Annotated in this window: 24 protein-coding genes and 1 pseudogene; 13 read left to right on the forward strand and 12 right to left on the reverse strand. The window is 44.1% G+C overall.

Features of this window, described 5'->3' with window-relative positions:
* Positions 1-501 precede the first annotated feature (501 nt).
* The 3 genes from QUB39_RS28140 (at position 502) to QUB39_RS28150 (ending at position 3,069) form a co-directional block, all read left to right on the forward strand.
* Positions 502-1,269, forward strand: a complete 768-nt coding sequence (locus QUB39_RS28140; protein WP_333058493.1) for a Rieske 2Fe-2S domain-containing protein — start codon at positions 502-504, stop codon at positions 1,267-1,269.
* 65 nt (positions 1,270-1,334) lie between these two features.
* Complete coding sequence (locus tag QUB39_RS28145; protein ID WP_333058491.1) at positions 1,335-1,598, forward strand: hypothetical protein; 264 nt, start codon at positions 1,335-1,337, stop codon at positions 1,596-1,598.
* Positions 1,599-1,632: 34 nt separating this feature from the next.
* Positions 1,633-3,069: an NCS2 family permease gene (locus QUB39_RS28150; protein ID WP_333212452.1), complete on the forward strand. Its 1,437-nt coding sequence runs from the start codon at positions 1,633-1,635 to the stop codon at positions 3,067-3,069.
* A 112-nt stretch (positions 3,070-3,181) separates the two neighbouring features.
* Here the strand turns inward: QUB39_RS28150 and QUB39_RS28155 are convergent, their stop codons facing one another.
* The 3 genes and pseudogenes from QUB39_RS28155 to QUB39_RS28165 all read right to left on the reverse strand — a co-directional run bounded on the left by QUB39_RS28155 (position 3,182) and on the right by QUB39_RS28165 (position 6,382).
* Positions 3,182-5,140: a bifunctional 3'-5' exonuclease/DNA polymerase gene (locus tag QUB39_RS28155; RefSeq protein ID WP_333212454.1), complete on the reverse strand. Its 1,959-nt coding sequence runs from the start codon at positions 5,138-5,140 to the stop codon at positions 3,182-3,184.
* Entirely contained in the window at positions 5,079-5,288 is a 210-nt protein-coding gene (locus QUB39_RS28160) for a hypothetical protein (protein ID WP_333212456.1), read from the reverse strand. The genes QUB39_RS28155 and QUB39_RS28160 overlap by 62 nt, the downstream gene beginning before the upstream one ends.
* Positions 5,269-6,382 (reverse strand): annotated as a pseudogene (locus QUB39_RS28165) (IS630 family transposase). Before QUB39_RS28165 ends, QUB39_RS28160 begins: the two are co-directional and overlap by 20 nt.
* Before the next feature lie 44 nt (positions 6,383-6,426).
* Here QUB39_RS28165 and QUB39_RS28170 point away from each other — a divergent pair.
* From QUB39_RS28170 to QUB39_RS28185, 4 genes are all read left to right on the forward strand, one after another.
* Positions 6,427-6,693: a hypothetical protein gene (locus QUB39_RS28170; protein WP_333212458.1), complete on the forward strand. Its 267-nt coding sequence runs from the start codon at positions 6,427-6,429 to the stop codon at positions 6,691-6,693.
* Positions 6,690-7,127, forward strand: coding sequence for a hypothetical protein (locus QUB39_RS28175; RefSeq protein ID WP_333212460.1), 438 nt, complete (start codon positions 6,690-6,692; stop codon positions 7,125-7,127). Before QUB39_RS28170 ends, QUB39_RS28175 begins: the two co-directional genes overlap by 4 nt.
* Positions 7,128-7,283: 156 nt before the next feature.
* On the forward strand, positions 7,284-7,619 hold the full coding sequence (locus QUB39_RS28180; protein WP_333212462.1) for a DUF5674 family protein: 336 nt from the start codon (positions 7,284-7,286) through the stop codon (positions 7,617-7,619).
* On the forward strand, positions 7,616-7,969 hold the full coding sequence (locus QUB39_RS28185) for a hypothetical protein (RefSeq protein WP_106331790.1): 354 nt from the start codon (positions 7,616-7,618) through the stop codon (positions 7,967-7,969). Before QUB39_RS28180 ends, QUB39_RS28185 begins: the two co-directional genes overlap by 4 nt.
* Positions 7,970-8,028: 59 nt before the next feature.
* Here the strand turns inward: QUB39_RS28185 and QUB39_RS28190 are convergent, their stop codons facing one another.
* On the reverse strand, positions 8,029-8,325 hold the full coding sequence (locus QUB39_RS28190) for a XisI protein (protein WP_333212464.1): 297 nt from the start codon (positions 8,323-8,325) through the stop codon (positions 8,029-8,031).
* A 123-nt stretch (positions 8,326-8,448) separates the two neighbouring features.
* Between QUB39_RS28190 and QUB39_RS28195 the strand changes: the two genes are divergently transcribed.
* The 3 genes from QUB39_RS28195 to QUB39_RS28205 all read left to right on the forward strand — a co-directional run bounded on the left by QUB39_RS28195 (position 8,449) and on the right by QUB39_RS28205 (position 11,898).
* Positions 8,449-8,670 (forward strand): hypothetical protein, encoded by a 222-nt coding sequence (locus QUB39_RS28195; RefSeq protein WP_333132777.1) that lies wholly within the window; start codon positions 8,449-8,451, stop codon positions 8,668-8,670.
* Positions 8,671-8,773: 103 nt separating this feature from the next.
* Entirely contained in the window at positions 8,774-10,861 is a 2,088-nt protein-coding gene (locus QUB39_RS28200) for a hypothetical protein (RefSeq protein ID WP_333212466.1), read from the forward strand.
* Between the two features lie 398 nt (positions 10,862-11,259).
* Complete coding sequence (locus tag QUB39_RS28205; protein WP_333058649.1) at positions 11,260-11,898, forward strand: hypothetical protein; 639 nt, start codon at positions 11,260-11,262, stop codon at positions 11,896-11,898.
* 3 nt (positions 11,899-11,901) lie between these two features.
* On the opposite strand, the gene QUB39_RS28210 is transcribed toward QUB39_RS28205, so the two are convergent.
* Complete coding sequence (locus QUB39_RS28210; RefSeq protein ID WP_333212468.1) at positions 11,902-12,966, reverse strand: DUF5895 domain-containing protein; 1,065 nt, start codon at positions 12,964-12,966, stop codon at positions 11,902-11,904.
* Between the two features lie 83 nt (positions 12,967-13,049).
* Between QUB39_RS28210 and QUB39_RS28215 the strand changes: the two genes are divergently transcribed.
* Positions 13,050-14,984 carry a type IV secretion system DNA-binding domain-containing protein gene (locus QUB39_RS28215; RefSeq protein WP_333212470.1) on the forward strand — a complete coding sequence of 645 codons (1,935 nt, stop codon included), beginning with the start codon at positions 13,050-13,052 and terminating at the stop codon, positions 14,982-14,984.
* Positions 14,981-16,144, forward strand: coding sequence for a hybrid sensor histidine kinase/response regulator (locus tag QUB39_RS28220; protein ID WP_333212472.1), 1,164 nt, complete (start codon positions 14,981-14,983; stop codon positions 16,142-16,144). Before QUB39_RS28215 ends, QUB39_RS28220 begins: the two co-directional genes overlap by 4 nt.
* 81 nt (positions 16,145-16,225) lie before the next feature.
* Here QUB39_RS28220 and QUB39_RS28225 read toward each other — a convergent pair whose 3' ends face one another.
* The 3 genes from QUB39_RS28225 to QUB39_RS28235 form a co-directional block, all read right to left on the reverse strand.
* Positions 16,226-16,903 (reverse strand): response regulator transcription factor, encoded by a 678-nt coding sequence (locus QUB39_RS28225; protein ID WP_333212474.1) that lies wholly within the window; start codon positions 16,901-16,903, stop codon positions 16,226-16,228.
* A gap of 273 nt (positions 16,904-17,176) precedes the next feature.
* The gene (locus QUB39_RS28230) at positions 17,177-17,887 is read right to left on the reverse strand and encodes a hypothetical protein (RefSeq protein ID WP_333212476.1); all 711 of its coding nucleotides are present in this window, start codon (positions 17,885-17,887) and stop codon (positions 17,177-17,179) included.
* Positions 17,888-18,484: 597 nt separating this feature from the next.
* Complete coding sequence (locus QUB39_RS28235; RefSeq protein ID WP_333185088.1) at positions 18,485-18,787, reverse strand: hypothetical protein; 303 nt, start codon at positions 18,785-18,787, stop codon at positions 18,485-18,487.
* A gap of 176 nt (positions 18,788-18,963) precedes the next feature.
* On the opposite strand from QUB39_RS28235, the gene QUB39_RS28240 reads away from it, so the two are divergent.
* Positions 18,964-19,290 (forward strand): hypothetical protein, encoded by a 327-nt coding sequence (locus tag QUB39_RS28240; protein WP_333212478.1) that lies wholly within the window; start codon positions 18,964-18,966, stop codon positions 19,288-19,290.
* Between the two features lie 708 nt (positions 19,291-19,998).
* On the opposite strand, the gene QUB39_RS28245 is transcribed toward QUB39_RS28240, so the two are convergent.
* The 4 genes from QUB39_RS28245 to QUB39_RS28260 form a co-directional block, all read right to left on the reverse strand.
* Complete coding sequence (locus tag QUB39_RS28245) at positions 19,999-20,895, reverse strand: hypothetical protein (protein WP_333212480.1); 897 nt, start codon at positions 20,893-20,895, stop codon at positions 19,999-20,001.
* Between the two features lie 35 nt (positions 20,896-20,930).
* Positions 20,931-22,151, reverse strand: coding sequence for a transposase (locus QUB39_RS28250; RefSeq protein WP_333148399.1), 1,221 nt, complete (start codon positions 22,149-22,151; stop codon positions 20,931-20,933).
* Between the two features lie 608 nt (positions 22,152-22,759).
* The gene (locus QUB39_RS28255; RefSeq protein ID WP_333212482.1) at positions 22,760-24,637 is read right to left on the reverse strand and encodes a helicase-related protein; all 1,878 of its coding nucleotides are present in this window, start codon (positions 24,635-24,637) and stop codon (positions 22,760-22,762) included.
* 2 nt (positions 24,638-24,639) lie between these two features.
* Positions 24,640-24,861: transposase (locus QUB39_RS28260; protein WP_333212485.1), on the reverse strand; the 222-nt coding region annotated here is incomplete at its 5' end.

Below are 24,861 nucleotides of genomic sequence, written 5' to 3' on the forward strand. Positions count from 1 at the left end.
TAAGTTAAGAGTTGGGATTCAATCAACTTTCAGCAAAACTTTTCATTATATCATAAAATTATTTTGCAAGAGGTCTATTTTACCAGATGCCGCCACTTAAGTCTTTTTGGACCTGAATCTTTACGTTAAAGCATTGGTTGTGTAGCCACATTCTCCCTCCTGCCTGATAACGCTATATTCAGCTTGGGGCAGCATGGCAATAGCGCCTTTTGATAACTTGCCAACGATATTTGCCGCTTGGTTACTAACAGTGATTACCCCTCTTCTGTCACTCTGGGAAAATAAAAGTGAGAGCCAAATTTTTAACTGTAGATAGAGCGGGGATTTGAGCGTTTATTTTCTAACAGAATGCCGACAATCAAAATTTTTGATAAAAGTCTTATGCTCTAAGCATCCCGGATTATTTTAGGCCGAAAGTGACAGAAGAGGGGTATGTAGTAAATCGTACAGAAGTAAGCTTTCTAATATCTTAAGCTTCAGCGGTATTTCGCATACAGGATTATGCACACTACACAAGAACGATCATGCAATTCTGCGTTTGTATGGCCTCGAAACTGCACCTTTAGTGAAACTGATTGGAAAGCCCTTGCGGCGTTTGGGTATCCGATCGCGTTCTCGCATGAAGTTACGCATCGACCGTTTGCCGCAAAGCTGCTCGATGAACGTCTCGTGCTGTTTCGACTTTCCGATAGCTGGATCGTTACAGCACGGGATTTGTGTTTGCATCGCGGTGTTCCTCTGAGTTTGGGACGGGTTGAGAACGATGAACTCCAATGCAAATATCACGGCGTCGGCTACGACAAAAGCGGTCAATGCACGCGTATTCCCGCTCAACTGGATGCCGCAATTCCCGCTCGGCTGAAATTGACGACCTACGCTGTCACCGAACGCTATGGTTTAGTGTGGGTAAGGCTCGTGGATAACGGAGGAGTGCATTTTCCATACTTTCAGGAATGGAACGATCCAGACTATATTCAGGTTCCATACTTTCAGGAATGGAACGATCCAGACTATATTCAGGTTCTGCCAGCCAGCGTAGCTCACGAAGCTGCCACAGGTCGTCAAGTCGAAGGCTTTCTGGATGTGAGTCATTTTGCGTTTGTTCAAACCGAATCCTTTGGCGAGCGCGGAAATCCAGAAGTGCCAGATTATCCCGTTGAGCGACTACCGCACGGGTTTCGCGCTGCGGGATGTCAGCACTGTGAGCAACTATCCGCACAATCTAAAGCATCTGAGTCCGCCTGGGTTTTAGTGGCGTCGATTGTTTGAAGTGTGGCTGCCGTTCACAGCGAAGTTAAGCGTTACCTTTGGGAACGGGCAGTTACACATCCTAAATGCTGCCTGTCCGGTTTCAGCCCGCAAAACTCGCTTGGGTAGTGCCGAGAAGCCGCAATTTTGACAAAGATGCACCGCTGCAAGACACGCTGGACTTTAACCATCAAGTGTTTGGCGAAGATAAGGACATTGTTGAAGAACAGTATCCCGAAGATTTACCTCGCGCGCTGCAAGATGAAGTCCACATTGCCGGGGATAAAAGCTCGATCGCCTATCCCAAAGAATTGGCGGCATTGGGTCTAGGACGATCGTTTACCGCCTAACTCCTATCTCAATTAAATGGAGCAGATCCAAACCATGAGCGCTGATTTAGAATTTCAAAAACCAATTCCACCAAAGCAATCCTACACAGGTTGGCAAGCAGCACTGGCAGAGTTCTTTCAGTTTGATTTCTACAGAACCAATTTCAGAACAGAGACGCTCGCGGGTATCACCACGTTCATGACGATGGGATACATCTTAGTCGTCAATCCGATTATTCTGTCAAACGCGATTTTTCTACAACAGCCTGGAGATTTGTTTTCGCAATTGGCTGTAGCAACCGCTGTGGCGTCAGCAGTTGGAACCTTCTGCATGGCAATTTTAGCAAACTACCCGTTCGGGCTCGCGCCTGGAATGGGAACGAATGCCTTTTTTGCTTTCTCAGTTGTAATCGGACTGAAAATCGATTGGCGGTTGGCGCTGTCATGCGTGTTTGTTCAGGGATTAATTTTTATCCTTCTGACGTTGATAGATGTACGTAAGTTATTGATCGCGGCAATTCCCAAGTCGCTCAAGCACGCAACCGCAGGTGGGATTGGCTTGTTTATTGCCTACATCGGGATGTCAGGAGATGTTGTTAATGGGGGGGCCGGATTGATTGTGGCAAATCCAGCCACAAAAACGGCGTTTGGCAGCTTAGCAGAACCGAACACGCTACTGGCTGTGGCGGGTTTAGCGATTACAGCCGGATTGGTGGTGCGGCGCGTCAAAGGTGCGTTACTATTTGGAATTTTGGGAACTGCTATTTGGGCTTGGCTGTTCAAGGTTTCACCCCCACCTCAAGGATTTTTTGCGCTGCCGGAACTGCCAAAAGACATTTTTGGTCAAGCATTTCTGGGCATTTCTAATCTGAACTCCGAGAATTTTATTGACTGGATTGCAGTGCTATTTGTGTTTCTGTTTGTTGATATTTTTGACACCATCGGGACGTTAACGGGTGTCGGAATGCGGGCTGGTTATATTGGACCTTCGGGCGAGCTGCCGCGTGCCAATAAAGCACTGATGGCAGATGCCATTGGCACCACAATCAGTCCGATATTCGGTACGTCGAGCGTGACGACTTATATTGAATCGGTCGCAGGCATTGCCGAAGGCGGTCGAACTGGATTTACCGCTTTAGTTGTGGCAGGATTATTTGCGCTGTCGGTGTTTTTCATTCCGGTGTTTAAAGCGATTCCGGCTTTTGCAACGACGCCGACGCTGGTGATTGTGGGCGCGATGATGTTGGCCGAGGTGAAAGAAATTCCCTGGGATGATATGTCGGAAGTGATTCCAGCGTTTCTGACGATTTTCCTGACTCCATTAACGTATTCTATCGCGGAAGGGTTGTCGATCGGATTTATTGCCTATCCGATTGTGAAAACCTGCCAAGGTAGAGCCAAGGAAGTGTCTGGGGGAACTTGGATCGTGGCGGGCATCTTCGTGATTCGGTTCATCTTTATGTCGCTGCGGTTTCATCATTCAGCAGCCTGAGCCGGCTCAGGCGAGATCCAACTGCTAGGTTTGAATCACTTATATCAAGTTCGATCTCCCTGATATCTTGCAGCAATGTCAATCAGGGGATTTTTTGTGCGGTCGGGCGGGTTTATCCTCCCCAACTTTCCGTCACCTTAATTTCTACCTCGCAAGGAATCGGAGAGAGAAATTTATTCCCGGCTCTCACCATACATTTTTTAAGCATTGCTTTAACGGGCTTTACTTCTTCGATAGGAGACTCTATTAAAATTTCATCGTGAACCACACAAATCAGTTTAGCATCCGTGCAGCTTAGAGGTGAAAAAATGAGAGCAAGAGCGAGTTTAGTAATGTCAGCGCTCATTCCTTGAATTGGGTTATTTAGCATCTCATTAAGCAACGGTTTAGTATCTTTTGACCATAATCTCCTTCTGCCTAAGACTGTGCGACTCTCTCGAATATCTCGGCTCCAGGCGCTCCGAACTTTGCCGTGAAATTGTTTGATACCTGTATAAAATTCAAAGAACTTCTTACGAAAGTGTGAAGCTTGTTGCAGCGTTAAAGTGACTCCATGCTCTGCTTGAGCCATATTCTTAAATTTCGTAACTCCCATGCCATAAATTAAACCGAAGTTAATAATTTTGCCGAGCTGTCTGTCTTCGACAGTAATTTTAGATAAAGGTTTTGCTAGCACCAAGGAAGCTGTGAGAGAGTGCAAATCTTCCCCTTTGGAGTAAGCTTTGACCATCGTGCGATCGCCCGAAACCTTCGCCATGATCCGCAGTTCAATCTGGCTGTAATCGGCTTTGAGCAGGACGTAACCGGGTGCAGCTTTAAAACACTGTCGGGTTTCCTTATCTCTGGGGATATTCGTTAAATTTGGTTCTCGACAACTAAACCGTCCTGATCTAGCACCAATCTGAAACCAATTGGGATGAATGCGCCCTGTAATCGGGTGAATGCGTTCAGGTAAACCCAGAGTAAAAGTATCGATACGAGCCGATAAACTGCGGTATTCTAACAGTGCTTGAATAACGGGATACTCGCCTTGCAAAGGAATTAAATGTTGAGAGCTAGTGGAAGTAACAGGAATACCTTTTTCTTGCAAAGCCGCTAAGACTTGCTTGGGAGAGCGAGGATTAATTGTATCCGTAAATTCCGGCAGGAGAGAGATTTGTTGATTAGGGTTAGGTCGATGGAGTTGTGAATTAATTTGTTTTAAAAGAGAGTCGCGTTGATGACAGAGCTTGACTCCCAAAACTCTCCACTGTTCTCTATCTAAAAGCATTCCGTTGAGTTCCATAGAAGCCACCGCAGGCAGACAAGCAAACTCTAGTAAAGCAGTTTTCCAAAGCTTAGAAGCTTTCAGTTTTTGTTGCAGAGCAGCAGCCAGCGGGAGTAAGATTGCAGCATCGGTAGCAGCATATTGCAGTTGAGCGAGTGTTAAGTTTCCCGACCAATCGCTAACTTGCTGCGTTTTGTCTAGCTTTACTTTCAACAAATTCTCAGTGACAGCCTCTAGGGACAAATGGCGTTTTAGTCCAGCCGTCAGCACTCGGTAAGCCAAATAGGTATCGAAAAAGGGTTTGGATGGTTCCAGTCCGGCAAAAGCGAGCATTTGCCATTCAAATTTGAGGTTGTGACCTACCTTCAGTGCAGGACTCGCTAAGAGCAAGCGTAATGGTTCGAGGGAACTCGGTTCAATTGCCCATAAATCTACAATGATTACTGGATGGTCAGGAATGGCAAGTTGTAACAATCTAATTTTGGCTTGGTAGGGGTCAAGCCCTGTTGTTTCGCAGTCTATACCGATGATTTTTGCTTGTTGGAATGGTTGAAGGGCTGTTTCAAGATTGAAAGCAGTATCGATTAGTTGGTAAGGAGTTTTAAGTGTAGCTTGCAACTGAGGTTTTTGATGGTTATCGGTTAAAATAGTTGGAATAGCTGTTAATATTTCAGGCTTAAGGGGCGGATTAGCTCTCATCAATACTTTCGTTTCCAAAGGAGAGTAAAAGGAGCCGGGGCTGTCAATACCTGTCCGGTGTTTTGAGTAACGCTTGAGGATGTCTTGTGGAGTTAGCGGTTTCATTGCACGATCGCCAAAAATTTTCAAAGCTGCGATCGCGATCGCGGTTTAAAAAATAAACTCGATCGAGTTGAAGCAGCGCAATCTTGACCAAATAATGAGTGATGAGTAATGAGTAAGCTGTTTCGCATTTAAATTGTGATAATAGCATTTCCTTTATTTTTAAGTTTTATTCCCCATTTGATAACCAATTTTCCTTCATTTAAAAGCTTATGCAACAAAACTTCTAATTCTTCAATTGATTTAAAAAGTCGATTAGCAATATATTCTTTGGCTGAATGCCATACCAACTCAATTAAGTTATAGTCCGAGGCTCTATTCAGGTAAGTATTCCAGATAAATATTAGGCATTTCTGTTTTTATTATCTGGATATAGTCTTGTTTCTTGTGAAAGCTGGCATTATCTAATACAATCACTATTTGACACCCTTTTTCTGTAAAACCTTCCCGATTGTTTCCCGCTTCTACCCATTCACTTATTAAATCTTGATAAAATAGTTTCAAGACTTTATAGAAATTATTAGAGTTACTTTTAGTGAGAAATTCAACAAATCTTTTTTTGTCTGAATACCTGATTGCTCCCATGACATTCACTCTTCCTTTTCTTCGCTCTCCCCTCACTTTTTTGCGATGTCCTTTTTTGCACCACGTCTTTCTTTTTATCACCCTTAAACTAAATCCACTTTCGTCCCAAAACCATACCTGTAGGCGATTAGGACTTTCTTTTTCAATTCTTAAATATTCCTTTAGTTTCTCTTTAAAAGCTTTTCTTTTCTCGGGAGCCTGTTTGTGCTCTAGACTATATTTTGACCACAGGTAAACGTACTTTTTTTTTGAGATAATTCTCCACACTTGTGACCCACTTAACTTAATTCCAGTCACTTCCTCTAAATAAGTAGCCAATCTTTTAGCTGACCATCGACCAAACTCATATCCTAGCTCTTGAGGCTCTTTGTCAATTGTTTCTAGTAATATTTCTCTGTATTTTTCTGTAGCTTTGTGATGGTTCCCTTTCATCTTCTCATCTTTAAGACTCTCTAAATTATCTGGATCGCCATGTACGCACCAGAAACAGATTTTGTTGTGCGAACACCCGATAAATTTAGCAATTTCTTTTTGCGTCTTTCCATCATTGAGCAATAGTAAGATTAAGATTCTCTCTCTAATTTCTCCATTTCCTTCTTGTTTTAATGCTTGTTGAAGCTTTTTGACTTGCTCTGCATTTAGATGATTTTTGGCTGGCATACTTCTGGCTTTTCTGTGACTTGTGATTTATTATACCATTTTTAATGCGAAACAGCTTAACAGGAGTAATTGGGGTAAACCCGAGCTCCGCGCCGTCAATCGAACTGACAATTATCGCAATCTTAACAATCCTGAAATCGGAACAGATGCGGCAGCAAACGACAGCAGCAAAAACTCTCCAACTGCACGTAAAAAAACCTTTTTTATGTTATATTCAAGATAAATTTTTTCAGGGAAACCCTATAAGCGATGGCACTTTACAAATCCCGGTAGCAAGCATAGAAACGATTACTTTGGAGAAAATTCAATGACTGTAATTAGCAATCATTTTGACCTACTCTATTTCACAAATTGTAATTTATATCGACCTTTAATCCGCGATTCAAAAATTGTCATTCCCACCCGTCAACTCGGCTTGCTACCAAATCATCCACTTAATCCCCAAAATGAAATAACTTTTCTGCCAAAATCTTACCTAATTTTCGATGGAGTCAAAACATCGGTACGCCAATTAACCGGATATGTAGAAGAGCCTCCCGGCTCCCATGATTTCAAGCCTCTCGAAAAAACCTCTAGAACAGTTATAGATGATGATTTTCCAAATGTTGGTAAAACTGTCAGCTTATTTGGACTAGAAGGTGTTTGTGAAAACCCATTAGAATGGGTGGATTGGGAGATAGAAAGTGCATCATTTTATTTGATAGAATATTTAGCATATGACAGTAATTTACCGAGTTGTGGATAAATATAACTAAATTTATTCTACAATGATACTTATCAAGTATCAATTTGATGTTCCTAAATCCAGTGGAAAATGTTGTATTGTTCGGCAAGCAATTGCTTTTGAGGCAAGCACAGTTAACGTAACTTAAAAAGTAGTTTATCGAAAGCGCAGACAAAGATGATTAATTTGATACAAGAGCGTGCTACCAAAGAGAAACTTGAAGAAATGTTGGAAATCCTGAGCAGTTATATTAAACTGGCAGTGGATATCGAACGGGGAATTTTAGCTGGTGGTGGAGAGCTTCACGCTGACTGCGAAGCTGTATTGCTGGAAAATGGGAGCAAGCAAGTAGATATTTGGGGAGCAGATTGGTATCCGCTGACACAAGAAGTAGGTTATGAATCTCTCATCAATATCCGCCCCCGCCAAAACAATCGTTCGATGGAAATTCAAGATCCGATGATTCGAGATCGAGTTGCTCAGATCGTTCAACGGCTATTAGGAGAGTTATGAGAGATTGGAATGCTTTAAAGTCACGCTATTTGCGAGACGAACTGCCGGTTCGTCTGGGAAATTTAGCATCAAATTTAGCGCGAATCAAATCCCGCTGTCAAAATACAGCTCATGGCGAAATAATTGAAGATTTACTGCAAGAAAGCAAGCTGTTTATTGAATGGACTGCTGCCGATACAGAGATAGAAATAGCTGCTGAGTTAGTTGAGTTGCAGGTTCAGTTAGCTTGCTGGCAGTATTCTTGGGCTGAGATTCGATCGAACGTTCAGCAACGAATAAAAGTTAGCGAACAGGTAAAAATCTGGTCAGAAAAAGTGCTGAATATGTCGGGTTTGTTGGCTGCGAATTAGACAAGTGCGCGATCGCTCTTGATGCGCGATGTGCTATTTTCTCCATAAGAGCGATCGCGTTACGCAGTTGCAAATTCCGTAAACTGACGCAAACGCGGTGGATGAAAGGCGAGGACAATATCTTCACAAGACACCTCCGCTTGCAGTAAATCGGTTGCGATGCCGTCCTCAGTCCGGTCTTCTTCAATCCAGATTTTTCCATCTTTCAGGCGAACGTGGATGACATTGCTTTTGATGCGATTATCTTGATACCAACCCATTTTCATTAGAAGATAATGCTCGCGAATTGGGTCTAGCAGCAAGAACGCCTTACCTTGTCTAGCTTCTAACGGGGTTGTCACCCCCCCAGCTTTCATAGAGCTGCCCCCTCCAAATGGAGGGGGTAATTTTTACTGAACGAAATCGCTCACAGGGATGAAGTTGCCAAAACTAGATGCGATTTAAGTTAAAACTATTCACCACATAAACTAAGAAAAACCATGCACAATTCATCGATCGAACCTAATTCCGGCTATAACAACTCCGGTTACGAATCGCAACCCGATTTGACTGTCGGTTACTCATCACCTAGGGAAGTTCGTCAAGGTAATTTTGACGACGCTTACCAAGAAAATGTTTATGATTTGTCCAACTTAGCAGATACTCCTTGGACAGATTCAGCAGTCCGGTCGAATCCACAGTTGGAACTGGAGCTTGATTAAAGAAAAAAGCGAAGATCGAGAAATGCAGTCCTGGACGCATCAACTCAGAAAAAATAGAGCAGCTTTCTTTTTCGCGATTTTAGTTAACATCAAGAGGATTTCCATGAACAGTCCCAAGCCGTTAAAAAAATTAAGCCAGATAGGCTCTGCCTTAATAGCTGCCAGTACACTCTGCCTAATTTTTGCTTTCATCTGCATTACTTTCTTCAGCTTCCCATCAATTGCTAGCGCTAGTTCCTTACATACTAAAATTTGGGAAAAAGAACAATCTAGAGTTTTGCTGCCAGATTGGAGCCAGATTACCTTTAGTTCCCTGCCCGCCGTTGCTAGTTCTGGAAGTTCAGGCGGTCGAAGCTGGCAAGCCGGCACTTCTGTTGACAACATCTTGAAGCTGGAGGACATCAACGATGTAAAACCTGAAATTCTGTCTTTGCAAGCAATTGAACAATTGGCACTAGGGGATATCAATTTAGAAAATATCAGCTTGTCAGCATTTCCCTTAGCTGGTAAGCAAACTGTCGGTCACTTGGCTGAAATTGTTCCGAATCTGGGCCAATTTCAATTGAGCGATGTTCCTCCAATTGCTTCTTTATCTTCTCAAATAGCCGGAGCGAACTCTAACATCAGCCAATTGCCAATTGGTCAAGCTATAAAACAAGTACCGCAACTAGCGCAGGCAAAACTTAACCAAATTGACCTATCTGAGTTTGCGATCGCCCAAATCCCTAACCTTAATAGCGTAAATTTAGAACAGTTCTCTGGCTGGTCAGAGGAACTCATCAGCAATATTCCGCTGCTGAGTCAAGTCCCACTTTCTACTTTTCCGGTTCCTATTGCGTCTATTGGCAGCACAATCATGCGAATTGACATGATTTACAGTCGGTACGAAAGCAAACGCTCTAATACAATTTCCGGTTCTGATGTAGAAGGATTTGCGGTAGCGTGCGAGAAAGATTGCGCTTATATCGAACTCGACGACATGGAAAACGCCGGTCGCCACGCCACAGGGCCGCTAGAAGGCAAGCAGTGGATTAGCGGCAAATACCAGGAAGTGCGAGGCGGTTCTGGCTGTTTGAGCGGTTGGGAACCGACGGGCCGGCATCCTTTTGGGGAAGTGTTTAAAGTAGTGGTAATGGAACCGTCAGAAACCAGCGATACTGTTGACACGGCTCTGTACTTCAGGTTTAGTTTGCCCTGCGGCAAATCGCCTTACATTATTGGTCCGGTTCCGTTTCTCAGTTACAGCGTTAATTCGCCTATGTTTGTCGGTCGATTAGAGGGCGGTTCTTCTAACAGTATTTCGCGTTCAAAAGGCGTCGCATCTGAAACAAAACCTTCAAAGCCGCTGAGTTCAAATCAAACTAAAGAAAACCCTTTACCAACTCAGCCTGTACCTGAATCCAAGCGAGAGTGCGCGCGCCCGGCAACTTACGTTAACGGTGTGGATGTAGCTTCATTAGGGGAGGCGTTAGCGAAGCTTTCTGAAGGAATCGCCAATTTGGAAAATGCAGCCAGTGGCGATTACGAAGCTATTGGCGAGATGGTTTGTACCGAAGGATCTCGCAACTGCGGGCGGGCGATCGGTCGCTATCAGTTGATGAGTTACCGGGAAGAGGTGCAGCGTGCTGTCAGCTCAATTCCAGGGGGGGCTAACTTTATCCTGAACGTCAACAAAGGCCAAAAACCTACAAGAGAGGAACTCTTCCAATATTTTCCTCCTGCTGTTCAGGATAAAGTCTTGCAGAATTCTCTAGCGGAAAACTTAGTCAGCAGCCAACAGGAAATTGACCCTAAAACTGGGCAGGTGTTCAAGGGCGATCGCTTAATTGAGCGAGTAGCACAGAAACACTTTGGGGGTTCTGGCAGTAAAATTGATGCCAGCTATTCCAATATTTTAGGCGGCTACTCTCTCAAACAGTACGGGGAAAAAGTTCGAGAGCTTTATAACCACAATACCAGCGACAATTGCCAAGCTAATTCTGGTGACAGCAATGGCATCAGCAACTCGGTCGGCTCGGCCATTACTTTAAATGCTAGTTGGAGTATTAAGGTTGCGCTGTTCATTAGCTCTTTTTTGGGGGGAATGTGGTTTTTAATTAGACTTGTTCACAAGCGAAAGCAGCAAATTTTTCTGATACTAATTGGTTTGGGGATAGCAGTTACTCTTGGCACGGCTGCGCTCTCCCATTGAACCAGGGGAAAGAGGAGGTGGAAAAGCAAGTTATTAACAACTCTAAAAACCTTCTCTACAACCAGGACGTTTTTAATTGCTGGAACCATTGATTTTATGGCATTAATATCAATTTAGGTTGTATCGAAATGATTAAACCACAGAGGGCACAGAGGACACAGATAAAGAGAAGAGAGAGATAAGAATTTCGATGTCAACTGATTAGATATGACTTGTTCCTAAGCTGTTCAGGATATAAATTGTAGAGTCGTTTAGTCTTCCTCGAAGGAAGTCATAAGAATTGACTGTAAGATTTAGACAGACAACAGCTTACTTCAGCAAAACAAGCTCTATTTTAAAGTGTTTATTTTCTGATTTAGTGTCCTTTTTTTTTGTATTTTGTAGGAGTGGAGTAACAAATGGTTAAACAAAAGAGAGTTAAACAACAAACAGCAGGCACCCAAAAGATTGTCAAACCCCCGGTTTGGTTAAATCAAATTGGTTACTGGTTTCGCATTGGTTTGACAGTTTTTACCGCCCTGTCGCTATTATTGGGGACAGTTGCTTGCACGAATTCTAGTTCAGCAACAACCGCACCAGCTTCTTGGCAACAAGCTTTGCGAGTCACTCCAAAAGAAACTTTAACCCTTATCGTAAAGGAACATAGCAGCCTTCGAGAACTCAAAGTAGCGGCTGGGCAAAGTGCTGCGGCGGAAGCGATTAAGAGAATGCGAGTGTGGCAAGTTAATGGCTCGGTAGGACGGCTGAACCTTTATGATTTCAATAATTCCGCTCTGTGCGGCACAAAAGGCTGCCTTTATGTTGGCTACTTAATTCCTAATGATTCAAGTCAAATGCCAACAGAAGTACTTGCAGCTTATCTCGACCCCCATAAACCGCCGAAAACTCCTTTGTTTAAGGCTGACAGTTCCTCGCAGGAGGATTTGCCTTGTCTAGGAGTGAATCAGCTTTCCCAAGAAGGTCGCCGCCAGCTTCAATTTTGCTACGACGGCCTTACCTATCAACTTGCTGACAGCCAGCTTTTCAAAGATGGTTAGTGTTTAGTAGTGGGTGGGTTCATCGAAGTCAAAATCTTCTTTTGAATCAACCTCAACTTCAACCTCAGCCGCCTCGGAAAATTCATCTAACTCCTCTAATTCTGAGTCTGTTCCTCCTTCAACTTGTGCAATTTTGCGAGGGGGTGACAATTTACCTCGATTTTTGCGGTTAGTTACGCTTTCTGGCAATGCCTGGACTTCAGGTTCCGCACCAGCAGCTATAGCTGGCAACCCGGCATCGCTAGCCTCAATGAAACCAGCAATGTTATTGTGCAGTCCCCAAATCAATTTCTTTTGTGGTTTTTGACCGAGAAATAGCTTGTGAAAATTAGCATCAGTTGGCTGAGTAATGCTGTGAGTTTTGCAGCAAAAGGATTTATTTTTGCCCTCCCCTTCTTTGAGAGCTCTAAACTCGACATTCAACACTCCCAAAGAGCGCCACTTGTCATTTTTACCGCTGTAATCTCTCCCAAAGCAATCAGCAAATGCCCGTTCTAAATTGCGGTAAAATTCTTCTCTAGCGCTCTTAAAGCTCCAGAGGGCTACATTCTTGAAGCGGACGACAATCGGTACCTGATGCAGGGGTTGGTTTTTGGGATTTAGAAAGATGAGAGCGTGTTCGGAACACACTTCCTGCGTCTTTTTATCGAGGGAATCGCGATATTCGTCGTAAAGCCCAATAAAAGTACCTGCTAATTCTCCATTTTCTTCAATATCTTTGTAGCGGATGTACTCAGGCACAAAAGCTAATACCAGCATTCTCGCTTTTGGGAGCAGTAAGCCTGTCACTTCTTCGCTTAGTTCGACCGTTGTCAATTCCTCAACATTAGGCATTACGTGCCATTCCGCTTTGACAAGCTGGTCGTTCGGGAGCAAAATACCTGCTGGGTTATCGTTAATCACGATTCCATAGGGCAAAGAGGGCTTGCGAGTTTGGTTGTAATCACTGTTGAATAGCTCCGGATCTATCTCGTAATAATCAGCACTCTTGTTCTTTTGCGTGTTGGACTTTCCACTAGAATTCTGTACTGTCTTACTTGGAGATTTCGCGTTATTGCTTCTTACCATTGTTTACCTATTTTTGTCATGGTCTCCCCCTTGAGGCGATAGCCGCTATCGGAAACATTTAGGTTTTTATATATCTAAAAAAAATGAACAATTTGCAATTTCTGCCTAAAATTAACAAAGCTACCTTGATACCAATGGCAGTTCAACCTCCTAAACGTTCGTTAACTAGCATCGATTTTGGCGGGTTATTGGGTCAGTTTATGAAGCCAGAGGGACTGGCAATGTTAGGGCTAATGGCAGGCTTACTTATTGCTTCCAAATTAGTTGGAAACGGGAAGGGTAAAATTACCTCCGGGCGGCTGTGCGGGACGGCAGAAAAATTGGCAGCCACAGGCTCTGCCCTTAAGCAAATGAAAGAAAAAAAACGGCAGCCCGTTACTTTGTGGAGCGGTACGCCGAGTTATTGGTTTAAAGGTTGTCAGGGATTGAGTGCTCGATTGCAAACGCTATTAGGTGCAAATCCGACGGTTTGGTTTCCCCACGCAGAACGCGGAACTTTAGTCATTGGTGCTCCGGGTTCTGGCAAAACATTCAGCGTCATTGACCGGATGGTTGAAAGTGCATTCCAGCAAGGTTTTCCTGCAATTATTTACGACAAAAAAGGAGACCAGATGAAAGTGCTTGCACCCCTTGCAGTGCGCTATGGCTACGATGTGCAAGTGTTTGCGCCAGGGGAAGCTTACAGCGACACTATCAATCCTCTGGATTTTATGAGAGATGCACAAGATGCAGTAATGGCAGCAGAAATTGGACAAGTTATTGCTCGAAATGCTAGTCCGGGGGAGAGTAAAGGCAATGAGTTTTTTGAGAAAGCAGGCGAGTTGATGGCGAAGGGTTTAGTGCAGTTGGCAAAAAGCAGTCCTTACCCGGATTTAGCTTTTGTGTACGCAATTATTCAACTGCCAGATTTGGTCAAGCGCATCGACCACGCCGTTCACCGACCCGACGGTCATCCCCTCAAAATGGACAGGTGGATTGCCTCTAGTTTTTCGCAGTTATTAAGTTCAAAAGATGCTGAAAAAACTGTGGCGGGCATCAAGGCAACCGCAGAGGCAACCTACTCCAGTTTCATTCAAAAAGATTTGCTGCGGGCATTTATTGGTCGCAGCACAATTCCGATTGCTTTAGAAGGCAAAAAGTGCATTATTTTCAAATTAGATGACCAAAGGCGCACTGTAGTGGGGCCGCTGTTAGCTGCTGCTATTCATTTATGTGTGGTGTCTAATTTGAGTCGGGTACGTTCTGACCCATTTTTGTACTGCTTAGACGAGTTTCCGTCTCTCAAGTTCGACAGAATGGATCAGTGGGCTAACGAATATCGTTCTGCTGGTGGCGTGCCGATTGTTGGGATTCAATCGCTCAATCAACTCTATAATTTATATGGGGATAAAAAAGGAGCTGCGATCGCCAGTGCTCTGTCAACTCACGTCCTCTTCAACCCCGGCGATTTTGAGACAGCCGAGAAATATTCTAAGCGGTACGGGGAAGTGGAAGTGCTGGTAAAAAATCGATCGACCGGCAGCTCGACGGGGCAGCAAACGAGCCGTTCTGTCAACTGGAGCGAACAGTTGCAAAAGAAACCGCTGATTAGTCCTGACGAAATTCTGAGGTTTCCTCAAGGCAAATGTGTCATCACTTCACCGGCCTACGCAACGGGGACGGAAGCTTTATTTCCCTACCCTCTCAAGATTCCGGTGCGGCCCGGCGACATAAAGCGAGCTAAAGATTCTGAACAACTGTGGGACAGCAGCATCAGACCGCAGCTTGAAAGGCGGGCGAAAGCTTTATCAGTAGAGCAGCAGACGGGTAAACTGCTCAATATAGATGAAGAGCTGGATCAGCGGATTCGATTCGCTTACCAATTGCTGCCACATCCGAACGATCCAGAAGAACCCGTGACTGTGGCTGATGTTAAGTCGCCTGTTAATGCTGCTGGTGCGAACAGCGCGGCTGAGAAAATAGCGGTTGGCAATATTCGGAAAAAACTCAAAACTCTGTCCTTTGGTGGCGATAGATGATGGAGCAAACTAAACAATTTTTTGCTGACATTTTGATTGTTGACGATATTCCCGCTAACATTCAACTACTCTCTCAATTGCTAATTGAAAACGGTTACAAAGTCAGGAAGTTGATTAGTGGACAGCGAGCTTTAAAAGCAGTAGAGTTGCAAGCGCCAGACTTGATTTTGCTAGACATAAAAATGCCCGGTATGGATGGCTATGAAGTCTGCCGTCAACTTAAAGCATCTGAAGCTACTTGTGATATCCCTATAATTTTTATCAGCGCTTTAGATGACGTATTTGACAAAGTAAAAGGGTTTGAGGCGGGCGGTGCTGACTACATTATAAAACCTTTTGAGCCTGTTGAAGTGTTAGCGCGGGTATCTGCCCAACTTAAAATGCAGCGTTTACAGCAACAACTTCGCTGCGCTAACGTGCAATTGGCTACACAAAATGTTCAGCTAAGCCAGGAAATTCAAGAAAGACAGCAAGCAGAAGCCAATTTAAGAATGCTGTTGCACGCTGTTTCGCACGATTTGCGATCGCCTCTATCGGGAATGTCGCTGCTGCTGCGAAGTCGCCTCAATGATGCTGCCAGTAACATTGCTATTGATAGGCGGACTATGGAGGTTATGGTGCAAAGTTGTTCGCGCCAACTTCAGTTGATTGAGTCACTAACAGCAACACAACAGTTTGATGTGAAAAGTGCTTCTTTAGCCATGAAGCCGCTGTCGCTGCCCACTTTAGTCCAAAATATTCTTATTGAAAGATTACCAATTCTCAACCAGCATCGAGTCAAGGTTAAGCAGCTTTTTCCAGCCGATTTGCCTTTAGTCAATGCTGATGCCCAGCAGCTATGGCGGGTGTTTGGCAATCTGATCGACAATGCTGTTAAATACAATCAGTCTGGGTTTATTTTGACTGTAGAAGCTAAAAAGGAAGGTGAGATGGTTCGCTGTACGGTTGCAGACAATGGGGCCGGAATTTCTCTTCAGCAATGTGCAAGATTATTCGAGCCTTATACGAGGGGAGTTGGAGTTAGTTTAAGGCAAGGATTGGGATTGGGACTTTTCATTTGCAGGCAAATTGTTGAGGCTCACGGCGGAGAGATTGGCGTTGATAGCGAATTGGGAAAAGGAGCGAGGTTTTGGTTGACATTGCCAAAGTTTGAAGATTGACAAGATGCCATAATTTGCTACGCGATAGCTACGCCTCAAAAACCACTTTTTTTAGAACAATTAGAAGCTGCATTCCAACGGCTAAGCCAGCCCCAAACGCAGTGCTTTAACGGCAGCCTGGGTGCGATCGCTCGCTTCAAATTTAGCTATAATCATCTCTACATGACCTTTGGCGGTGTGGACGCTCATTCCTAGTTGAGCAGCGATTTGTTTATTGCTTTTACCCTCAACTAGCTGCTGCAAAACCTGCATTTCCCGTTCTGTCAGCTTGATGTCGTCATTCGCATAGCTATCGGGCAGTGGCGTTTTGAGATTTTGCAGCACGCAGTCGGCAATCTTAGGGTCTAGGTAACTGCCACCTTCTTGCACAGTCGTAATCGCTGCTAGAAGTTGTTCTGCGTTAGTGCCTTTAACGCAGTAGCCGTGAGCGCCGCTTGACAAAGCCGCCATTACCTGAGTTGGATTGCTGTGGTGGGTGAGCATCAGGATACGAGTATGTAGCAGGGCGGCTCTGATTTGCTGCGCGGCTGCAATACCGTCGATTCCGGGTAAGTCAATGTCCATCAGCACGATGTCTGGTTGGTGTTGCAGTGCAGCACTGACGGCTTCGTTGCCGTTAACAGCTTGTGCGACAACTGTTAAATGGGGTTGGTTATTGAGGATATGCTGTAGACCGAGCTGCATCATCGGGTCATCTTCAACTATCAGGATGGTTTTTAGTTGGCTTGTTTTTGGTTGGGTGGCGGTAGTTGCAGTCACGGCTAAGATTCCTACTACATTTTATCCATAGTCTATTGTTTTTCCTCATATTAAAGAGTGTCATCCTCCTATGGAGAGAAGAAAAGTATTGATTTTTGGGCAATTTCGTCGGAAGGTGGATGTCTCTCGATAGGAGGATGGTAATAAAGTCGATTCTCCCGAGTTTTAGGTGATCAGAAAAATTCTAGTGATGCGGCCCGAAAAGCCCGCGCGAGAGGCTCACACTACCGTTCCCACCACAAATCCAGAAGAGCTATACACAGTCTGAACAGATTATATCGACACTTCGTTGACTTCATCCAAATTGATTTCATCCAAATTGACTTCATCCAAATTGATAGCTGTTGCTACTTCCTTCGGTTGAGGTGTTAGATGACCATTGAGCTTGATAACTGTTTGTTTTCTCTCTCGTTCAATGGTAGTCAAAAGCCAATTTTGAGTTTGTCGGTGTTGCTTGCTGTCCCAGGCAAACTGAACTTTTTCTGCTGGTTGAGTCGGGTGCAGTGCCAAAATAATCAGTTGCAGCTTGTGAGGCTCGATCTCGAAGAATTCGGCAGCTACCCATAACTTAACTCGGTCTTGCCAAGTCAGTACAGGATGGCGAATCGCCCACTCAAATAGTCTGGGTGTTCCTTTGACTAAACCCACATTTGTACGGACTTGTATCACTTTAAATGGAGGAGAAGGGGAAGAATTTTCTTCTGTCACTCCCCTTTTTGTTCGGTCTAGTTTTGTTTGAAGTGGAATGTCAACAAACAGTTTTCGCTGCGGTAAAAACAGTGATGGCGATAGTTCTTTGAGCTGGAAAACCCACTGCTGGAACTGGGGGTGACTGTTGAGAATTGGCTCCACAGGTAATCCCATTAAAATTTGCTTGACAAGCAGTTGCAAGCGTTCCTGCAGATAGGAAGGAACAAGAGGTGGCTCTTGTAGTGGGCTAGTATGAATAGTTTGATTGAGGTCTGATAGAGTAAGGAGGTACATTGCTCAGAGCATAAAAGACTGAGCAATAGCGGCGATCGCCACAGAAAAAGCCCGGGAGTGCGGAATGGGATTAAAAATTTATAGCCCACATCCTGCACCCTCCAGTGTCACAGAGCATGAAGCAATGTTGAGAATATTCATACCTTGCGTTCGATTGGATAGTCTTTAAGCAAAAATACTCCGGTCAGGCGATCGCCTGACACTGCCTCGCCTTTTCTTGTAGAATCATGGAAAAAAAATTACCAATTTCCTAGTTGAAAGCAAGCCCAAATTTATGTTGTTTTTACTTTAAAAAAGCATTTTTGCCACTAACTGAAGTGTTATTCAAGCAAGGTATTTCAACTAAATAAGTAGTACCCGCTTATAAGCAGGTGGAAAAAAACGCACAGTTTTAATCCAATCTTGTGTGAGATTAGAGACGATTAGCTGTTTCCCAAGCACTCACCATCTGTAAAGGGAAGCCCGGGGAGGTAACAATTGCTGACTTGCGCTATCAAAGGACTCAGTTTGTGCTGTCTTTTGAACGGAGTTCTGAGGACATTCAAGCAATTGGCACTCAAGCATCGTTTGTTTTACCAACATCAGGAACAGACCGGTCTAGATTTGCTGTGACCCGGCAGGAATTGTTTGAGTACCGTCCCCCCGCTTACCATCCAATTTGACGGCAGGCTGCTCGGTTTCTTCCAAAAACTGTGCCACAGATTTGATGACATCTGTTGCGGTTTTTGGTACGAGAACCAAATCTCCAGATGCCAGCATATCTAGTAGGGCACCGGGTTTTCCCTTGCCTCCGTACAAGTGACCCATCGAAGCTGCAAGCTTTTCAAGTTTTTCCGGCGTCTGTCGCGCAACTCGCGCTCGAAAAACAATACCTGAAGGCGATCTCTGTTTCCGTCCCATGCTTGACCTTATATCTGTGCTACAGTTTTAACAAGCGATAAGCCAATACTAAAAATTGTACAAGACACGAGGTTTGAGTGGAAACTTCAGCTCGCTTGTGTTCTATCAGTTTAGGGTGCATTGGCTCAAGGTTTGCAGAGTATGTGATCGCTTTTGCCCCATAAATTTGACTGGTTATGCCCAAAAAGCGCAGTTGTTCCGTGAAAATTGCAACGCTGCACAGCGTGTTGCAGGATTGCTATCAACTTAAGCTGGAAGAGCTCAAGTACCTGAAGGATGCAATTGACGTGCTAATTGACGCTGAAGAGAAAAGGTTGTCGGAGTTGGAAGCCGACTCAGACTGGGAAGAAAAACGAGAAGAAAAAATGGCTGCTACTGGTGCGCGCGGTAGTACGGGATACATCGAATCCAAGACAATCAAAGGATGCGGCCCTTATGCCTACTTGAGATTTCGTAAAGGCGGCAAGCATCATTCGTTCTATCTGGGCAAGCTCAAGCCTTAAGTTTTTAGGGTGCATAGCGATTGATAGATTAGTGGTTCTGGCGTTTATGCACCCTAAATTATCGGCGTTTAGGGTGCATAGACATTGATAGATTAGTGGTTCTGACGTTTATGCACCCTAAATTATCGGCGTTTAGGGTGCATAGCGATTGATAGATTAATGGTTCTGGCATCCATGCACCCTAAATTACCGGTGTTTAGGGTGCATAGCGATTGATAGATTAATGGTTTTGGCATCCATGCACCCTAAATTACCGATGTTTAGGGTGCATAGACATTGATAGATTAGTGGTTCTGGCGTTTATGCACTCTAAATTACCGATGTTTAGGGTGCATAGACATTGATAGATTAGTGGTTCTGGCGTTTATGCACTCTAAAGCAAGCGAGTCATTTAGGGTGCATAGGCATTGATAGATTAATGGTTTTGGCGTTGATGCACCCTAAATTAGCAGGCGTTTAGGGCGCATCTGCCTTGACAGATAGAGGTTCTGGTGTCTATGCACCCTAAATTGGTTGTGTAGTCGCGCTCACAACTGAGTGTCTGACAGCGTTATATTCGGCTTGTTGCTTTCCGAATTCCGAACTCATGCGTGATAGCTTACCAACGATATCGGTAGCTTGGTTCGTAACAATGAGAATAACGTAGAGGTGATTTGAACTCAACTCTTCACCTACACCACAACAATTGTTCAATAGGTAGCTATTGGGCTAGAAATCGTCCAAATTAAACAGCGTAAATTGGTGAGGAGATGTTGTCGTTTTTCTGGATCGGCGTTTGCCCTTAACAACTTCTTGAATTACTGGATTTGAGTGAATTGATGTCTGATCATTCAAGTCAATAACTTCTGAGCTTTCTCCTGAACTTATTTCATGTTCGACAGGACAATCAGTATGATTTTCAGCCTGGGACTCGACTGGCTCAAACCACTCATTATACCAGTAAGCAGCGTTTATTGATTGGGGTCGATCGCTACTTAAAGTATTGCCAAGGAGCAAATCAGTTTGACCCAACCACCAAATCGGAACAGCCAGCCAAGGTGAAAACATATAAAACTGAAACAAAGCGCATTTTAACAGAGTAGGGTCTATATCTTGACCGATACCGCTCAGACAGTAATTCGACTGTGTTAACATTAAAGCACCCGTACCGCACGCAGGTTCATTGAAGCTGGAAATTCGCTCTGTCTTATCACCACTGACCAACTTAGATATCAACTGGCACAAAGCTAAGGGTGTCGGATAAAATCCTGAACTTTTTTGAGCAGTCTTTCCGCAGATTTGGGGTAGCAGTCTGCCCATATAATCTTCAGGATACAGCATGAGAATTGACAGGTCAAACATCTGATAAAGGCGCATTGATGCACCTTCACAGCCGGCGGGTTCTTTGGGTAAAATCTTGTAAGCTGGATGTCCGAATGCGAACAAAACCCAGTCCAAGAAAAACTCCAAATAGTCCCAAGCTGACCAAGTTTTCCATTCTCCATGTTGAGGAATGCAATTGAGGCTATTATCTAACATGGCTTCTGCGGCAGGAGAATGCTGCCATTCGATTTGGGGAATCGGTTCTGCTGGCAAAGTTTCCTCAATTACAAATTTGGTTGACATTCTCCCCACCCGATCCGGGACGGGGATTCTTTGAATCACTTCTTAGGCTTCCTCTTTCCCCGACTCGGCTTATTTGAAAGAGTTTCCCCACCCAAACAGAGGTCGATGTCTCCAGAGGCGTTTTCTAGTCTAAGACTAGACGTTCCTACGTGCCCCGCAGTACGCAATCCCTTTTCTAATATGTTTCTGGCAGCGTTCCAATCTCGATCTTGTGTATGCCCGCAATGATGACAAACATGAGTTCTGACACTAAGAGATTTTTTGACAACTTTGCCACAGTTCGAGCAATTTTGGCTCGTATAGTGGGGTGGAACGGCAACCGTTACTACACCAAAAACTTTACCAAAATACTCAACCCAACCGCGAAAAGTCGTCCAAGCTGCATCACTAATCGATTTAGCCAAATGTCGATTTTTAACCATGTTACGCACCTTCAAATCCTCATAGGCTACCAAGTCGTTAGATTGGACTACGCATCTTGCCAACTTCACGGCAAAATCTTTACGCTGCCTACTTACTTTGAGGTGTTTTCTTGCCAGTTTATTTCTCAATTTGGCTCGGTTTTTAGAGCCTTTTTTAGTCTTAGAGAAACGACGAGCAAGCCGTTTCAGAGATTTTTCACTCTTTCTAAGATGTCTTGGATTCTCAACCCTTTGCCCATCGCTATCGGTATAGAAATGAGTCAATCCCACATCAAGACCGATGGTTTTCAATGTTGGCTCTCTTGTTTCGACTCGCTTAAAGTCGATACAAAACTGTGTGTAGTAGCCGTCAGCGCGACGAATCACTCTAACTCGCTTGATTTGCTTCAATTGATAAAAATGCAAATCGCGAGTACCCCACATCAGGAAAGTACCCGCACCAAAACCATCTGTGAAAGTAATGTATTTGCGACAATCGGAAAGTTTCCAACCCGTTGTCTTGTACTCAACAGAACCGTGGGTTTGTTCTTTCTTGAATTTTGGATAACCTTTTTTTCCTGGTTGGTTTTTTTTGCAGCGATCGAAGAATCTAGCAATTGCGCTCCAGGCTCTTTCAGAACTAGCTTGTCTAGCTTGAGAGTTAAGCTTGGAGGCCCAAGCAAATTCTTGCGCCAAAACAGCACAATATGCACTCAGATCGTATCGCCCGATGGATCGGTTATCCATCCAGTATCTCAGGCAAGAATTGCGGATGAAACGAGCAGTACGAATCGCTTCATCAAGCTTATCGTACTGCTCTTTCAATCCCTCAAGTTTTGCCTCGAATACCAGCATAGTTATGTCTTTACATCTGACGCAATCTATTTTAGCACAGCTCCAGAAAAAGCCGTCGTAGAGCGACGGGGGCTTTCAACCCAAATTTGGGTAAAATTTCTGGTTTTCTGTTCTCCAGAATGGCTAGCATTGGCTCCATCTTCCACCGCATCCAGGCATGAGCGGGGACAGCTTGACACAAAGCCCAATAATCCCACCTTCCCCATAAACATCGGTCTATTTGTGCGAGAATTGTTAAAAGCCAGCCCGGCTTTAAATCTCGTTTTAGGTTGGGGATTAAAGCTTGCTTTTTCTTTTGTTTATAGGGTTGATTTCTGAAATGTAACAGCGTTGACTCTCTAATTTTGGAGTCAATGATTGGCAAGACAAGCTTGTTTTTCATAAGTACAAGTCTGAAAAATGCACCCCTAAAAACCGCAGTAGCGGTTCGCACAATTCTATGTTGATGCAAGCAGCGTCTTGTTTAATAAAAACAGTAAAAAAATTTGGGGAATAGAGTGTAGCTATTTTCACACAAAAAAGCTACACTCTATTCCCACTCCCATTTTCCCTATTTCTCTCTCCCTATTCCCCTTTCTCAGCCGTCTATTCCACCCATTTTTTGATATTTAAGGAGTAGAAAATGCTTCGCACAGCAGCAGCCCCACCTGCTTAAGTAAAGCTTTATTGCCATCAGGGCATCCCGACTGAATCAAACATTTAGGACAGCCAGAACTGCAAGAACAACTGCGGGCTAACTCAGCAGCCGCATGAGCTAATTGAGGGAGAGAACGAAAAATAGCTTCCGACGTTCCCGAACCTCCTTCTGCTAAATCGTAAAAGAGTCCTGCATAGTCATTTGCACCTCTCTTCTCTACCAGAAAATTCACATCATTAGGTGAAGCCAAAATAGTCAGAGGTAAAGCTGCTAAAATTTGATGGCCGAAACTGTGAATAGCCAACAAATTCGCGGGGTACTCCCACAACTGCTGATATCCGGGCGGAATCTCCTGTTGAGATTGAAGCAATTCCTGGCGAGTAGCTGTTACTACCTGTTGCAGATAACATTCAACCGGGGAATTAAAACTAATTTGCAGTACAGGAGTCGCAAATTTGATTTCGTAAGGTTGCTCAAAGTTTACCTCATTAAGAACCGATGTTAGCTCAGCAGAGCGAGTTCTTTTGCCACAAACAGGACAGGCAGTACATTTTGGTAAATGCTCTTTGTAATTGACACACTTTCTATTGAGACAAGTTAACTCGTAATTGCGAGTTAATAATTGATAACCAGTGACGAGTTGGCTAATTTCTCCCCAAACCAGTTCCAGAATAGCTTGAGCTGGAATTGCCTTACTATCCGTTGAATTGGTTTGAACATTTCCTTCAACTTCTGGAATGACCAACGGGATTTGTTGAGGCAAACTCAAATTCTGCTTGAGGCTGGTATCAGTGTGGCTAATCGCTACAGTAAACAGTCGAGTTTCAGGGGTGTTTTGCAAAATAGCTTTGCCATTCAAGAGCGAGCGCGAAGTATAAGTCACCAAACAGCCGTCTGAGTTTTGCGTGCGGTAAATAGCACCAGGAAATACCTCTCGATAAGCAATCTCCGCACTGAGGAGTTCAATCTCTTCTTGAGTCTCCGCATCCACCAGTTGTATCGTGCTAGAACCCGTTCCCCCTCGAAAGTTTACATCTTTATGGGGAAAGCCCTTAGCCCATAATTTATCCCGGCTTCTGTGAAGAACACCTTGCTCAATTAAAGCCGTTGCAATTATATGAGCGCTCTTGCCAAAGTAGTGCTTGAGCTTATTGGCAGGAATGCCTGTTTCGACAGCCGCGCACATCAAATGTTTGGCAATATCTATGGGATAATTGGCATTAAAGCTCACCAATTCAGATTCGGCGGACAGCAACAATTCAGGGCGCTCGGCAAAATAGTTATCCAAAGGTGATTGTGCAATAGGAATGAAGACAATTAAACCGGAGTTTGCGCGACCAGCCCGGCCAGCCCTCTGCCTAAAAGCTTGCAAGCTTCCCGGCCATCCCCTAATAATAGCAAAATCAAGTTGAGGCAAATCAATACCCGCTTCGAGAGCGCTAGTGCTGAGGATACACTTAACTGTTCCTGACTGCAAAGAGTTAATAATTTCCATGCGGCGCTCGCTTGTTAAACTGCCGTAGAAAATTGCTACTTGCGACTCAATTCCCGAGTTAGTTTGAGTTACAGCTTCTTGCTTAAAAGTTGCCCACAAGTTCTTAATTGCTTGTCTGCCGTTACCGAAGCAAATTCCGCTTTGCCCTTGCTGCAACAAAAACATAATGATGCGAGCAACATCGGAATTAGCATCATGAGTCGGTTTAGTAACAATTAATTGCCGTTCTGGGACAGCAGCTCCGCTAGAGTTAATCCAAACTAACCGCTCGGGTTTATTGATATTTCGCTTTCGACTTCTACCAGATAGTAACTTCGCTAATTTAACGGGATTGCCAACGGTAAGCTGTTGCACATTTAAACTGTGATACAAGCATTACCCTTATTTTTAATTTTTCGATCCCATTTAATTATTAATTGCCCTTCATTTAAGAGGCTGTGCAATAAATACTCTAGCTCTTCAATAGATGTAAAAAGTCGATTGGCAATATATTCTTTTGCCGAATGCCATACTAATTCAATTAAGTTATAGTCGGGGCTGTATTCGGGGAGAAATTCTAAATGAAGGTTAGGCATTTC

Source organism: Microcoleus sp. AT8-B5 (assembly GCF_036705565.1).
Lineage (GTDB): Bacteria > Cyanobacteriota > Cyanobacteriia > Cyanobacteriales > Microcoleaceae > Microcoleus.

What these genes read in the sequence shown, in the direction of transcription:
- QUB39_RS28250 (WP_333148399.1), bottom strand. Translation starts at nt 22,151, where the DNA reads ATGCTGGTATTCGAGGCAAAACTTGAGGGATTGAAAGAGCAGTACGAT.
- QUB39_RS28195 (WP_333132777.1), top strand. Translation starts at nt 8,449, where the DNA reads ATGCACAATTCATCGATCGAACCTAATTCCGGCTATAACAACTCCGGT.
- QUB39_RS28235 (WP_333185088.1), bottom strand. Translation starts at nt 18,787, where the DNA reads ATGGGACGGAAACAGAGATCGCCTTCAGGTATTGTTTTTCGAGCGCGA.
- QUB39_RS28175 (WP_333212460.1), top strand. Translation starts at nt 6,690, where the DNA reads ATGACTGTAATTAGCAATCATTTTGACCTACTCTATTTCACAAATTGT.
- QUB39_RS28160 (WP_333212456.1), bottom strand. Translation starts at nt 5,288, where the DNA reads ATGCTATTATCACAATTTAAATGCGAAACAGCTTACTCATTACTCATC.
- QUB39_RS28230 (WP_333212476.1), bottom strand. Translation starts at nt 17,887, where the DNA reads ATGTACCTCCTTACTCTATCAGACCTCAATCAAACTATTCATACTAGC.
- QUB39_RS28185 (WP_106331790.1), top strand. Translation starts at nt 7,616, where the DNA reads ATGAGAGATTGGAATGCTTTAAAGTCACGCTATTTGCGAGACGAACTG.
- QUB39_RS28180 (WP_333212462.1), top strand. Translation starts at nt 7,284, where the DNA reads ATGATTAATTTGATACAAGAGCGTGCTACCAAAGAGAAACTTGAAGAA.
- QUB39_RS28205 (WP_333058649.1), top strand. Translation starts at nt 11,260, where the DNA reads ATGGTTAAACAAAAGAGAGTTAAACAACAAACAGCAGGCACCCAAAAG.
- QUB39_RS28170 (WP_333212458.1), top strand. Translation starts at nt 6,427, where the DNA reads ATGCGAAACAGCTTAACAGGAGTAATTGGGGTAAACCCGAGCTCCGCG.
- QUB39_RS28150 (WP_333212452.1), top strand. Translation starts at nt 1,633, where the DNA reads ATGAGCGCTGATTTAGAATTTCAAAAACCAATTCCACCAAAGCAATCC.
- QUB39_RS28155 (WP_333212454.1), bottom strand. Translation starts at nt 5,140, where the DNA reads ATGAAACCGCTAACTCCACAAGACATCCTCAAGCGTTACTCAAAACAC.
- QUB39_RS28245 (WP_333212480.1), bottom strand. Translation starts at nt 20,895, where the DNA reads ATGTCAACCAAATTTGTAATTGAGGAAACTTTGCCAGCAGAACCGATT.
- QUB39_RS28220 (WP_333212472.1), top strand. Translation starts at nt 14,981, where the DNA reads ATGATGGAGCAAACTAAACAATTTTTTGCTGACATTTTGATTGTTGAC.
- QUB39_RS28140 (WP_333058493.1), top strand. Translation starts at nt 502, where the DNA reads ATGCACACTACACAAGAACGATCATGCAATTCTGCGTTTGTATGGCCT.
- QUB39_RS28210 (WP_333212468.1), bottom strand. Translation starts at nt 12,966, where the DNA reads ATGGTAAGAAGCAATAACGCGAAATCTCCAAGTAAGACAGTACAGAAT.
- QUB39_RS28200 (WP_333212466.1), top strand. Translation starts at nt 8,774, where the DNA reads ATGAACAGTCCCAAGCCGTTAAAAAAATTAAGCCAGATAGGCTCTGCC.
- QUB39_RS28240 (WP_333212478.1), top strand. Translation starts at nt 18,964, where the DNA reads ATGCCCAAAAAGCGCAGTTGTTCCGTGAAAATTGCAACGCTGCACAGC.
- QUB39_RS28190 (WP_333212464.1), bottom strand. Translation starts at nt 8,325, where the DNA reads ATGAAAGCTGGGGGGGTGACAACCCCGTTAGAAGCTAGACAAGGTAAG.
- QUB39_RS28215 (WP_333212470.1), top strand. Translation starts at nt 13,050, where the DNA reads ATGAACAATTTGCAATTTCTGCCTAAAATTAACAAAGCTACCTTGATA.
- QUB39_RS28145 (WP_333058491.1), top strand. Translation starts at nt 1,335, where the DNA reads ATGCTGCCTGTCCGGTTTCAGCCCGCAAAACTCGCTTGGGTAGTGCCG.